At 68.4% G+C, this 12,413-nt stretch carries 13 protein-coding genes; all 13 read right to left on the bottom strand.

Features of this window, described 5'->3' with window-relative positions; all coding sequences use genetic code 11:
* Nucleotides 1–643 precede the first annotated feature (643 nt).
* Nucleotides 644–1,000: a hypothetical protein gene (locus tag ABTW95_RS32640; RefSeq protein ID WP_500228309.1), complete on the bottom strand. Its 357-nt coding sequence runs from the start codon at nt 998–1,000 to the stop codon at nt 644–646.
* A gap of 61 nt (nt 1,001–1,061) precedes the next feature.
* A complete protein-coding gene (locus ABTW95_RS32635; RefSeq protein ID WP_396453262.1) occupies nt 1,062–1,649 on the bottom strand; it encodes a phospholipid scramblase-related protein in 588 nt (195 codons plus the stop codon).
* 535 nt (nt 1,650–2,184) lie between these two features.
* On the bottom strand, nt 2,185–2,631 hold the full coding sequence (locus tag ABTW95_RS32630; protein ID WP_500228311.1) for a hypothetical protein: 447 nt from the start codon (nt 2,629–2,631) through the stop codon (nt 2,185–2,187).
* Nucleotides 2,632–2,855: 224 nt separating this feature from the next.
* Nucleotides 2,856–4,484: a chaperonin GroEL gene (groL, locus tag ABTW95_RS32625; protein WP_396454454.1), complete on the bottom strand. Its 1,629-nt coding sequence runs from the start codon at nt 4,482–4,484 to the stop codon at nt 2,856–2,858.
* A 172-nt stretch (nt 4,485–4,656) separates the two neighbouring features.
* Nucleotides 4,657–6,246 (bottom strand): tyrosine-type recombinase/integrase, encoded by a 1,590-nt coding sequence (locus tag ABTW95_RS32620; RefSeq protein WP_500228308.1) that lies wholly within the window; start codon nt 6,244–6,246, stop codon nt 4,657–4,659.
* Entirely contained in the window at nt 6,243–6,443 is a 201-nt protein-coding gene (locus tag ABTW95_RS32615) for a helix-turn-helix transcriptional regulator (protein WP_500228307.1), read from the bottom strand. The genes ABTW95_RS32620 and ABTW95_RS32615 overlap by 4 nt, the downstream gene beginning before the upstream one ends.
* The gene (locus ABTW95_RS32610) at nt 6,440–8,038 is read right to left on the bottom strand and encodes a replication initiator (protein WP_500228310.1); all 1,599 of its coding nucleotides are present in this window, start codon (nt 8,036–8,038) and stop codon (nt 6,440–6,442) included. Before ABTW95_RS32610 ends, ABTW95_RS32615 begins: the two co-directional genes overlap by 4 nt.
* 107 nt (nt 8,039–8,145) lie before the next feature.
* On the bottom strand, nt 8,146–9,603 hold the full coding sequence (locus ABTW95_RS32605; RefSeq protein ID WP_500228306.1) for an FtsK/SpoIIIE domain-containing protein: 1,458 nt from the start codon (nt 9,601–9,603) through the stop codon (nt 8,146–8,148).
* A gap of 89 nt (nt 9,604–9,692) precedes the next feature.
* Nucleotides 9,693–9,998 carry a hypothetical protein gene (locus tag ABTW95_RS32600; RefSeq protein WP_500228305.1) on the bottom strand — a complete coding sequence of 102 codons (306 nt, stop codon included), beginning with the start codon at nt 9,996–9,998 and terminating at the stop codon, nt 9,693–9,695.
* Entirely contained in the window at nt 9,998–10,420 is a 423-nt protein-coding gene (locus ABTW95_RS32595; protein ID WP_500228304.1) for a plasmid replication, integration and excision activator, read from the bottom strand. Before ABTW95_RS32595 ends, ABTW95_RS32600 begins: the two co-directional genes overlap by 1 nt.
* 130 nt (nt 10,421–10,550) lie before the next feature.
* The gene (locus ABTW95_RS32590) at nt 10,551–11,288 is read right to left on the bottom strand and encodes a GntR family transcriptional regulator (protein WP_396455144.1); all 738 of its coding nucleotides are present in this window, start codon (nt 11,286–11,288) and stop codon (nt 10,551–10,553) included.
* A 103-nt stretch (nt 11,289–11,391) separates the two neighbouring features.
* Nucleotides 11,392–11,814: a hypothetical protein gene (locus tag ABTW95_RS32585; protein ID WP_396455142.1), complete on the bottom strand. Its 423-nt coding sequence runs from the start codon at nt 11,812–11,814 to the stop codon at nt 11,392–11,394.
* Between the two features lie 208 nt (nt 11,815–12,022).
* Entirely contained in the window at nt 12,023–12,397 is a 375-nt protein-coding gene (locus ABTW95_RS32580) for a hypothetical protein (RefSeq protein ID WP_500228303.1), read from the bottom strand.
* Nucleotides 12,398–12,413 lie beyond the last annotated feature (16 nt).

Here is a 12,413-nt window from a genome sequence, read left to right as displayed (position 1 = left end):
CCATAGGAGGCTGCGCATTGCCTCAAAGAAATCCCCACCACCCCCGAACGAGGGCGGCCACGGGGCGACCCGACCCTGAAACAGAGTCGAGCCGATAAGGCACTGGCTTTTAACACGCTGTTGAGTTCTCAAGAAACGGACACCCACCGCGCCGGATCCGCTTTCGCGTTTCCCGCCCCGGGGCGACTCGCCTTACTTTATCGGATCCGGCCGGCCTGTCAATTTCGGCCTTCTCCGATAACGCCCGTCCAATGCCGCTTGCGCGGCACCTTCCGAGCGGTGAAGCTATTCCACCAGATCCGGCCGGAAAGTCAAAACCGAGCCTTTTCCGATGCCACCGCAGACCGCAGCGGACGCAGCACGGCCGCGTCAGCTGGTTCGTAGGTGGGTTCCCCTGAGCCGGCCGCCGTGAGGCGTCCCGCACTCCCGTGGGGCGAAGTGAACAGTATGCCCAAGGAGCGGAGACGTCAAACCGGCTCGCGGGCACGGATCGCCGCTGAGCCGGCCGCGCGGCCGGGCGCTACGGCGCAGGAGAGCTGATCTACCTCGGCATTTATCCGAGTTCGCCCCACAAGGACCGCGGCCGCGACGTCGTCCGCGCCCCAATATCTCATTTCGGCAACGTCGTATGAACGGCGGGCCCTCACGGCTTGGCCAGGTATCCGCCGACGAAGAGAACCGCCTCGGCGAGAACCCATACGAAAGCCGCCACTGTCAGCAGTGCGTCCAGCCGACCGGGTCGGCGCCGGATGCCGTGCAGTGCCCATGCGGCGGCGACCAGGCCGACGGCGAGGAGCGCGACCGGAGCCGACAGCCGCACCGCGTCATCGAAGCCGGCGCTGCATCCCGGATCGCGGCGGTCGTCCTCGCCGCAGAAGGCGGCGTCGCCCCAGCCGCCGAGCGCGGAGAAGAACCAGAGTGCGGCCAGCACGCAGTTCGCGATCGTCGGAATGGCCGGCGAGATCCACCAGCCATTCGCGCGTTCGGGCATGACCTGCACGAACGGACGGTACCTCGCTATGCGGAAGCCGTGAAGGCCCATATCAGGGCCGTGGCCGGGATCAGGTGATCTCCTTGGACTCGTGGAGGTTCATGTCCATGACGATGGCCGTCATGACGGCCATGGTCCTCAGCGGCTCCCGGACCGGGTCGAAGATCTCGACCGCGTACTTGTCCGCCGTCGTCAGCAGGTGCGTGGCCAGCCCCGCCCACTTCTTGCGCACATGCGCCACCTTGCCGCCGTCGGCGTCCTTCACCTCGAAGTTGTTGCGCGGGATGTCGACGTCCACCGCTCCGATCACGGCGTCGTCTCCGCCGTGGACGGCGTAGCGGCGCCCCACGCGTTCGGTGATGAACGCCCCGACCCGCTCCCCGTCCGGCCGGAGGATTTCGGTGAGCTCCCGGCCCCGCTGCTTGTTCACGATCAGCAGCGGCTCTCCGTCGGGCGTGGACAGCATGACCGCCCGGGCGTCGAGGTTCGACTTGCCGGGAAACAGCCCACGCATCTCGGAGCGGCCTTCGTCATTCGTCTGACCGGCGACGGCGAGGACGATCCCATCGCCGTCCATCACCTTGTATCGCGACTTCGCGAACGGGCCCCTGCGCGGCTGTTCGACCTTCAGCACCGCGGAGCTGAACACTTCGCTCACGTGTTCTCCTGCCTGATCGGCCGCATTAGCCGGCCGCCTCACTGTCCATGTCTCCGCACCGTTGTGCGGGGTGTTCAACGGGCGATCCTGCCAAGCTCCGCCTGGCAGGGAAAGCACTTCCGCCCAGCTCCCCGACTGGCAGGTCCCCCTAGCGGAGCGCCCGCACCCAGTCTGACCTCAACGAACTCAGCCCACCGCGACGATTCCGAAGACACACCCTTCTCCCCGTCCAGGCAGCCCGAGCCGTCGACGAACCGCCCATGCCCTTCAGCACGGCGCGCCCCAGCACCCGCACGCAGCGCTTCACAAGCTGAGAATCGCCGACGGAAAGGCCAGGACACTCCTCGCCCACGTATCCCGCCCACCTGTTTTTCCACTCGTCCCCGCGATTCGTCGTAGCGCGTCCGCGACCAAGACCGCCAGAACACACCCCGGACGGCCGGTCTCCTTCCAGAGTCAGTGCGCAGCTACAGGCTCGCGCCCCCACCACATCCACGTCCGTACAGGTGGCCAGGTCCCGAAGAGAGCGAAGCAGTCAGGGAATCGCGACAGTATCGACTGCGTGGCCATCGCCTTGGTAATCCACCGCAGCAGTCAGGCCTGCTCTCCAGCGGCCACTTGCGTAACGCTGCTCCCTGCGCGTCCAGCGCTTTGGGCATCTCCGAGAGCTGGCCTTTGGCGATGCCCTTGATGCCCATCTGCTCCACCGGAGTGTCCACCTGGCGCGTCGCCACCTCAGCAGATGTGACATGCCCGCCGCGTTGACCAGGGCCTGCTCACCCCAGCGGCGCCGCTTCAACAGCCATCGGGGAGTAACAGCCACTCGGAAAGTACGACCCGGACCGCAGCTCGGGATCACCGGCCCCACCGTGCCGGCGCGAGTGTCCCGATCCGGGGACCGGCGGCCATTACGCCTCTTACCTGCTCGTCCGAGCGCCGCCCCGCAATCGGCATCGCGCACCGCATCGGCCTCCGCGTACATCATCGCTTCGGCCGGCGTCTTTACCGTTGACCGCAGCACATCGGGCTCACACGCCCCGGTCCGAAGGTGTCCACCGGGCTCGTCACAACCGGTTGCTCGGAGGTCGCCGTGCTCGGCCGCAGTCGTCCGGCAACGCGGGCATGCGCGGCCGGGGACGGGTGCGCACGCAAAAGGGGCGGCCCCTGGGGACCGCCCCTGATGTCGCGTTGGCTACGCGGCGCCGATCAGAAGTCCATGCCGCCGGCGTCGGGCATGCCGCCCGCCGGGGCCGGGTTCTTCTCGGGCTTCTCGGCGATGACGGCCTCGGTGGTCAGGAACAGCGCGGCGATCGACGAGGCGTTCTGCAGCGCGGACCGGGTCACCTTGGCCGGGTCGATGATGCCCGACTCGAACATGTTGACGTAGTCGCCGCTGGCGGCGTTGAGGCCCTCACCCGGGGTCAGGTTGCGGACCCGCTCCACCACGACGCCGCCCTCGAGGCCGGCGTTGACGGCGATCTGCTTCAGCGGCTCCTCCAGAGCGCGCTTGACGATGTTCGCACCGGTGGCCTCGTCGCCCGACAGCTCCAGCTTGTCGAACGCCTTGGTGCCGGCCTGCAGCAGCGCCACGCCACCGCCGGGGACGATGCCCTCCTCGACCGCGGCCTTGGCGTTGCGGACGGCGTCCTCGATGCGGTGCTTGCGCTCCTTGAGCTCGACCTCCGTCGCGGCGCCGGCCTTGATGACCGCGACACCGCCCGCGAGCTTGGCCAGGCGCTCCTGGAGCTTCTCGCGGTCGTAGTCGGAGTCGGTGTTGTCGATCTCGGTGCGGATCTGGTTGACCCGGCCGGCGATCTCGTTGGCGTCACCGGCGCCGTCCACGATGGTGGTCTCGTCCTTGGTGACGACGACCTTGCGGGCACGGCCCAGCATGTCGGTCGTGGTGTTCTCCAGCTTGAGACCCACGTCCTCGCTGATGACCTGGCCGCCGGTCAGCGTGGCGATGTCGCCCAGCATGGCCTTGCGGCGGTCGCCGAAGCCCGGCGCCTTCACGGCCACGGACTTGAAGATGCCGCGGATCTTGTTGACGACCAGGGTGGCCAGGGCCTCGCCCTCGACGTCCTCCGCGATGATCAGCAGCGGCTTGCCGGACTGCATGACGCCCTCGAGGACGGGCAGCAGGTCCTTGTTGGCCGAAGCCTTGCCCTGAACGATCAGGATGTACGGGTCCTCGAGGACCGCCTCCATCCGCTCGGGGTCGGTCACGAAGTAGTGCGAGATGTAGCCCTTGTCGAAGCGCATCCCCTCGGTGAGCTCGAGCTCCAGACCGAAGGTCTGGCTCTCCTCGACCGTGATGACGCCTTCCTTGCCGACCTTGTCCATCGCCTCGGCGATCATCTCGCCGATCTGCGGGTCGCCCGCGGAGATGGACGCCGTGGAGGCGATCTGCTCCTTGGTCTCCACGTCCTTGGCCAGCTTGGAGAGCTCCTCGCTGACGCGCTCGACCGCGGCCTCGATGCCCCGCTTCAGGGACATCGGGTTCGCGCCCGCCGCCACGTTCCGCAGGCCCTCGCGCACCAGCGCCTGGGCCAGCACGGTCGCGGTGGTGGTGCCGTCACCGGCGACGTCGTCGGTCTTCTTCGCGACCTCCTTGACGAGCTCCGCGCCGATCTTCTCCCACGCGTCCTCGAGCTCGATCTCCTTGGCGATCGACACACCGTCGTTGGTGATCGTGGGAGCGCCCCACTTCTTCTCCAGCACGACGTTGCGACCCTTCGGACCAAGGGTCACTTTTACGGCATCGGCCAGCTGGTTCATGCCGCGCTCGAGACCGCGGCGGGCCTCCTCGTCGAACGCGATCATCTTTGCAGCCATAGGCTCCAGTCCTCCCGGAACAAGGTGGCTTAGACGGATCGAGCCGACGCCCGCGACGGACGGCCCCCGCCGACGACTGCCATTCCGCCGCCGGAGTGAGGCCTCATCGCCCCGACCCAGACTGTGAAGTTGTCACTCTCCACAGCAGAGTGCCAACCGTTTGTTTAGCACTCTACCCTGCCGAGTGCAAGCGCCACACATCCTCGCCCGGGGAAGGTTCATCTACCTGCCCAGACCCGCTCTCACCTGCGACGGAACCTCGTCCGGGAGCCTCACGGGTGTGTCGCCGTGATCCACTGTGTGTGGTCGTACGCCGGTATTCGCGGAACGATCGCGGAACGCGCGCACCGGGACGAGGCAGGGGAACGACGGTCTGTTCCGCGCGTTCCGCGCCGGACGTAGGAGGAGCCCCAAGCGCTGCATCAATGCGCCGGTTCATGATCTCCTCGTCGCCGTCGATGCAGTGAGCATATGTGCTCTGGAGCATGGCCACCGAGTGCCCGGCACGAGCCGCCACGTTGGCCGCAGGCACCCCGCCGTTGAGCCAGAGCGACAGGCACGCATGGCGCAGGTCGTACGGCCGTTGAGCGAGCGGCGTGGCGAGTTGGGCAGCGGTCAGGACGTGTTCACGAGCCCGCCGCCAAACAGACTCGTAACTGACCGGCGCGAGACGGTTCCCTCGTTGGCTACGGAACAGCCGACCATCCTCGGCCGTCCCGAACTCCGCCACATGGGCACGCAAGATGGCGACGAGTTCAGGGCACGCCGGGACGGGCCGCTTTACCCCGTCGGCACGCGCCTTGAGACCGCGGGACTGGTGGTATTGACCGTCATCGGTCCACTGTTTCCCCGGCGCAGGACTTGAGCCCGCCAGCAGGAGACGGCCCCAGCCCGTTGCCGGAAGATCGCAGTCTTCCAGCCGCAGCGCAACCGCCTCTGAGGGCCGGAGCCCCGCGAAGTACAGGCAGGCGAAGAACGCGTACAGGTGCCGTCCCACCCGAGGGGCTACAACCGGGACGGCAGCCAGCAGCGCCCGAGCCTGCCCAGGGTTGGGAACCTGCCGAGGGTCGACCTCCCCCGCCGTCCTGGGCACCTCCCACCGGATGCCCCCGAGAGGATTTGCCGAAAACACGCTGAGTTCAACGGCGTAGTCCAGGCACGAGCGGAACACCGAGAGCCGACGCGTGACTGACTTGGGCGCCGCCGGCTTTCCATCGAGGTTGACCGCCATCCTGTCGAGGGCGTTCCGAAGGACCGTCGGGTCTTCCAGGTCAGCCAGAGGGACGGATTTTTGGGCCAGCCAAGCGAGGGCAGCCGCGATCTCTGGCGGAGGTGTCTGCTTTTCCATACGTTGCCGGTTGAACGCCCAGGTTGCCAGAGCCCGGTGAAGACTTTCCGGGCCGGGTGTCCCCCGCTCGTCCAGGACCAGGCCGCGCGAGACCGAGGCCAGACAGTCAGCCACCGTCGCGCGGGTCTTGGCAGCGCTACCTGACCAGTTGCGAGCGGCGTACGCCCGAGCGTGGTCGTACCAGGATCCCGCCTGGTGAGTGCGCATCTTGGACTCGGGGAGACCCGTCGCCGTGTCGAATGCCTCACCTCGGCGAGCCGCTTGGAGAAGTTCCGAGCGAAAGTGCTCAGCCAAGGTCTTCGTGACGAACCATTCCGACTTCTCTTGGCCATCCACGATCCAGCGGACGCCGAACGGGCGTCGGCGGTTCTTCACGGTCTTGATGGACCAGAACCGCACCTGATACGACATCATGCCGCCGCGCCCCCTTGCTCAAGAGAGTCGATCCAGGCGAGGACGTCAGACCGCCGGAAGCGAAGTTCGCCGTTGGGCAGCTTGAGCCCGGCAGGAGCCCGTCCAGTCGCGCGCCAGCGGTAGAAGACGTTTCGATCCACGTTTCCGCCCAGCTCCGCGAGAACTTCTTGAGTGGTCATCAACTCACTGCGCTTCACGCTGCCTCCGCAGTTGCCGAAACTTCCGGGGTGGGGTTGTGGGTTGCTTGGTCGAGTTGCTTGCGTCGTTGGATGCGTTCGTTGATCAGCAGCAAGAGCCGTTGCTCTGCTGGCTTGACGTCGGGGTCGCCGGGCCCGGCGCGTTCCCAGACGTGGTCCGCTTGGGGGTCGGCCGGGTTGGCGACGGGGATTCCGGCTTCGGCGAGTCGGGAGAGGACCCAGGCTTTGCGGTCGGCTTTGTGGTCGGCGAGGGTCTTGCCGGACCATTTGCGGGAGACCAGGACGCGGCGGCCCCCATAGCCGAGGTGTTCGCGGCGGTGTGCCTTGCCCTTGCAGTAGCCCGGCGTCATGCCTTTGCGGGGGTTCTTGGGCTGGACGCCGTAGCGCAGCCAGTTCGCGCACGTGGGCGAGCATGGTTCGTAGCGCAGGGCTTCGGCCATCCGGTCGATGTGTTCACGCTGCGCGCTGGTCTCTGCCTGGTGGCATTCGGCGACGCCCTTGACGAGGTATTTGGTCAGGTAGCCGATGCAGCGCCGGGAGTCGGGTGAGTCGGCCAGGACGCCCTGTGCGTCGATCTGCCGCCCGAACCGCACCACGTGCAGGGGTTCGGCGTCGGCATCCTCGCCGAGGGCGTCCAACGCCTCATCCCAGGTGGGAAGCACTTCACCGGTGGCCGGGTCGAGGTAGCCGCCGTTGCCGTTCTCGCCTGCTGCGTCGTCCCAGACGGGCAGGTGGTCGCCGTCGAAGACGACGCGGTCAGTTGGAGGCCACCACACTTGGTGATAGGTGGCCGCCACGACCTGCCGTAGCTCGGCACGCGAGACCGTGCCGCGGATCGCCATGTGCAGGTGGGGGGCGAGGCGCCGTTGGGGTTCGACGGTGGCGAAGTATTGGACGTCGTAGCCGACGAACCGGCGCAGGTTCTGCACGAACCGGTCCACCAGCTTGGAGAAGTGCAACGCGTCCCGCGCCGCCCGCGCGTAGTCGTAGGTCTCGGGGTCGACCGGCGTTCCGTCCGAGCGCACCCGCCCGTAGGAGTCGAGCGTCAGCGTCAGGAACAGCGAGGGCCGGAAGGTCTTGCCGTCCCGCCCCCGGAACACCTTGCCGACCGTGCGCGAGTCGACCGGACGCCGGGGAAGGTCGGGCGCATCTTGGCGCCGCCGGGTCGACCGGGTCCGCCGGCCCCTGGTGTCGGTGCCGGTCTTGAGGGAGCCGCGGACCCCGGTGCGTTCCAGCTCGTTGTCCAGGTCACGGATCACCGCGTCCCAGAACGAGGTGTCTTCCCCGTTCGCCGTCCCTTCTTTGGCCGCGTGGTCACGGGCCGCCGCAGCCTGCGCCCGCAACTCCGTCCACGCCCGTTGCTCGGCATCAGGGTCAGCGCGGGTGATGACGGGTTCTTCGGTCAGGTGCCAGCCCTGGCGGCACTGCACGGCGCGGAGCTTGCGCTTGCGTTCGGCGCATGACGGGCAGACCGAGGCCAGGGTGTGACCGCACGGGACATAGACGACCTCGGCCGCACCCGAGTTCAGGTCGACGCGCCGCATGGGGACAGGCCGGATACAGACGCCGTGTTCGACCGCGACCGCTTCCAGCACCCCGCGCGCCAGCGGAGCCAGTGTCTTGACGACCGGTGCCGGGCCGGGTTCAGCCGACGAGGGCGACGAGGACCGGGTGTCGTCGGGGGCGTTGGGGGTGGTTTGCCTCACGCCGCCTCCACATCGGGGAGGCCGAGCGCGACCATGTCGCGGATGTCGTTGTCGGAGACGGAGGCCGCCCGGACCCGCACCGGATCGGGTGAGGTCTCCAGCCGGACGAACCCCACCCCAGCGCCGATCTCGGGGATAGAGGAGATCTGGTCAGCGAGGGCGCCGCGGTCGCGGGCACCGTCGCCGAGCACCATGTCGACCTGTTCGTCTTCGTCCAGGCGCAGGGCGATGCGGTCGGGGAACAGGTTGCGCAGGTTGTTGACCTCTTTACGGGCGTCCTGCTGCGCCCCGATCACGCAGTAGCCAACCGACCGGCCTTGGGAGGTGAGCACGGCCAGCGCCGACTCGGCCCGCTTTCGAAGGTCCCGTTCGGGGCAGTAGGCGGTCAGGAACGCCAGCTCATCCACCACGATCACCCGGAACGGATGCTCATGGCTGGGCGTGAACGACCGGGTGACTCCGGCGAACTGTTCGGCGCGGGCGTTCATGTCTTCGGCGGCAGCTTCCAGCAGGTCGACCATGCCGCCTTTGGGGTCGTCGCTGTAGCGCCCGTACCGCTCGAACAGCGCACGCCCGAACGACAGTTCCATGCGTTTGGGGTCGATGGCCCACACCTCCACCAGGCCCGCCAGCATGAGCGGGAGGAGTGCGCGGATGGTGGACCAGATGACCGAGCCCTTGCCGGCCCCCGTCGCCCCCGCGATCAGCACGTGCGTGCCGAGGAGCCGCAGCCGCCACGGCGACCCGTCCTCACACCGCCCGATCACCACCCCCGACAGGTCCACCTTCGAGCCGTCCGGGACGGGCAGCGCCGGGATCGGGACGGCGAGCGCGTCTTTGCGGACGAACTCCAGGCAGATGCGGCCCGGACGGTCCCCGTCCCGGACCCGGACCAGGGTGGCGCCGAAGCCGTGCGCGAGGTTGACCGCGACCCGCTCCCACGCGTCCGGGGCCTGGCCCTTGAGCATGCGGACCAGCACCCGATCCGACGTCGGCCCGCACCGGACCCGGACCAGGGAGGGCAGGTACTCCCGCCCCTTGTGCACCTTGGTCAGACCCGCCGTGACCAGGACCGGTTGCCAGTCCCGCCGGTACACCGCGACAAGGCGCCACCGGGCACGGGCGGGACGGGCGATCCAGCGGACGAAGGACGGACGGTCCACCCCCGCCCACACGCCCAGGCCCACGGCGACGAGGGCCAGGACCAGGACGGGGACCAGCCACCCGAAGCGGACGCCGAGCCACCCCAGACCGGCCGCGATGGACACGGGGACGATGTTGCGGGCCAGGAACACGGCCGTCCGGGACAGGGCGCGGACGGCGTTGACGAGCAGGACCAGGCCCTCGGGCATGTGCCACACCGGGGGCGCCCACTTGGGTGCGGCGAACGGGTCGCGCTGCGCCTCAACGGCGACGTTCTCACCGGGACCGAGCTTGCGGAACTCCCAGGCCATAACCTGGACACCTCTTCTCTTTCAAAGCTGTGGGAGAGCGAGAGAACCGGGGCGGCCGGAGGTACCAGCTCCAGCCGCCCCACCCGTTTTCAGGCCGCCGTGTCCTCAGCCGGTTCGGCCGCGCGGTTCTGGACGTGGAGCCGCTCCACCTCGGCCGCATATGTCGCGAACGACTCGGCGAGGAGCTGCGCGACCCGGACGTCACCGGCGGTCGGCGCGGTCGGGTTCGTCGGAGTGATGATCACGTCGGCGCGTGCGTGCGCCAGCGAGATCTGTGCGCGGTCCCGGCCCGGCGTGCACCACACCCGCACCTGCTCGTCAGGGCGCATGGACACGTGGACGGTCGCGGTGCCGTCCGGTTCCACCGTGACGGTGGTGTAGCTGTAGGCGTCCATCACGCGGCCTCCTTGCCCGCCGCGTTGTCCTTGGCCGAGCGACCCGCGCCCTTGAAGTTGGCCGGACGCATCGCGCCCGCCTTAAGGGAGTAGGCCAGCCGTCCGGTACCGGAGTTGACGTACGGCGTCACCGTCAGGCCGTCGAACTCCACCGGCACGAACGGGAACCCCGCCGGAGCCTCCGGCATGATCGGCTGGACCGGCGCCGTCAGCTTGACCTTGAACGTGCCCTTGGACTCCGGATCGGCGTCCAGCACCTCCACCGCCCACACAAGTTCCCCGGTGTCCTTGTCCCGCGCCTGGACGAAGTTCTCACGGGTCGACCGGTCGAAGTCCCGCACCGGCTCCACCCCGCCCTTGACGAACGCCCCGAACGGGAACACGTCCCCGAACGCGACCTTGAACGGACCCTGCACCGCCATCACGAACCACCTTCGTTGTCCGCCCGTCCGCTTGTCCGGACGAGTGCATGTCATGGAGTGTACGTCGCCCACTCGGCCGAACAAGCTCAGGATCGAGTGACCTGCGTCACATCATGGGATGTGGTCGCGGTCAGTCCGGGACGCTGTACACGTCCTCCAGCTCATGCAGTGACCCCGGCATCACGACCTCGGCCACGAACCGCACCACGTCATTGGCGTCATGCATGCCCGCGAGCATCACCATGACCGGGTCGGACTGGCTGATCTGCAACACCTCGGCCTCGTCGCCGGCGGGAAGCCGCGCGGTCAGCCGTTCGGAGATGTGATCGATGCGCAGGCCCTTGACCGACCGCAGGTGATCCCGCAGCCCGACCGGCAACGCCGCGTCCTTGTCCAGGTCGGTGCCGTACACCAGTTCCAGCGGGAACCAGCACGTCATCAGATCCGAGGCGATCTCGTCGCGGATCGTCAGCGACCGCCGCGCCAACACCCGCACCCCGCCGCCGTCCAGGTCCAGCAGCGAAGCCACCTCGGGGGGAGCATCAACCTGGCCGACGTCCACGAGCTGCACGCCCGGTTGTGTCTCGGGACGGTCCAGCAGTGTCAGGCCCCGCCGACTCGCCCGCACATCCGAGGCCGGGCGGCCTTTCACGAACGAGCCGCGCCCGTGCTCACGGGTGATCCATCCGTCCTGCTGGAGCATCTGCAACGCCCGCACCACCGTGGTGCGCCCGACCGCGAAGTCCCGGACGAGCTGTGATTCCGAAGGCAGCATCGAGCCCGGCGGGTAGTCCCCGTTCTCGATCCGCCGCCGGATCTCCAACACGACCCGCGCGTACTTCGGGGGCTCGAACTCCAAGCTCGACATATCAACCACCTGACTACTGTGACACTTGACCGCATAAGCGCATCTCAGGGCACTGTAACGCCCTGCTCTTCCCCGCGCCAGGACACCGAGCAGCCCGGACGCCTCACAGGTCGGCCGGGACCGTGAAACCCGCCGCCAGCAGCGCCACGCGCACTTCACCCACCCGCCGAGGGCCCATCTGCGGCACCTTGCCCAGGTCACCCGACCGCAGCAGGCCCAGCAGTTGCCCCACCGTCTTGACCCGCCAGCGCCGATCATTGCGCAGCGTCGTCATCACCTGTTTCGACAGCCCCAAGCACGCCACCGGGCACGCCAACCCGACACGGCCATCGGCGTGTTCATGGTGACGGTCGGCCGCAGCCACAGCCGCGGGGAACACCGCATCCAGCCCCGATGTCCGTCCCGCCTCCACCAGCAGGCCGAGCAGATCACCGACCGTCCGCACCCCCAGGCACGAGATCGGGCACTCAGGTCCGATGCCCGAGTGCCCGATCTTGTGCGCGTCGTCGCCGGTCATTTCGGCCACGGCCACCCCTGCGCGTTCACGATCGCCTCCCGCAACTCCCGTGGGCTGAGCGCCTCCACAAGCCGCATGTCACGGCGGACAGGAACCATCGCCCACCATGCCCTGGTCGCGTGCCCGTACCAGGCGACCACTCCGGAGAACTCCCGTTCGATCGCCGCCGTTACCGGCCGATTCCGCTTCTCGGCCGCCGACACCCACGACACCCCCATCACCCGCACCCACCCGGCGAGCTGGGCGTGCCGGCGAAGGGGACGGCCAGAACGCGTGCGATCCGGTCGGCTGCCGTGGCCGTTTCCGTCACCGGGCACAACGGCTCCAGTTCCGGCGGGGACTTGCGGGACGGTCCCGACCACACCCACCACCACCACAACTCACCGTCCCGGCGACGGCACAGCACCTCTTGCTGTAGTCCCGGCGCCAACATCTGCCCGCGCGGGTCATCGCCGTCGGGCTCACCGGCCGGGTTGCGCGCCCGGACGGCACCATGGCCCCACACCTGCGCCACCAGGCCATGCCCGGTCAACGCCTCCACCAGCGCCAACGCCGCCGGACGCCATGCACTGTCCGGCGTTCGCGGCTTCACCGACTCTCCCACAGGG

The sequence above is a fragment of the Spirillospora sp. NPDC127506 genome, assembly GCF_040302145.1.
Taxonomy (GTDB): Bacteria; Actinomycetota; Actinomycetes; order Streptosporangiales; family Streptosporangiaceae; genus Spirillospora.
Note: the sequence above shows the minus strand (reverse complement) of the source record. Positions and strands in the feature narration are given on the sequence as shown.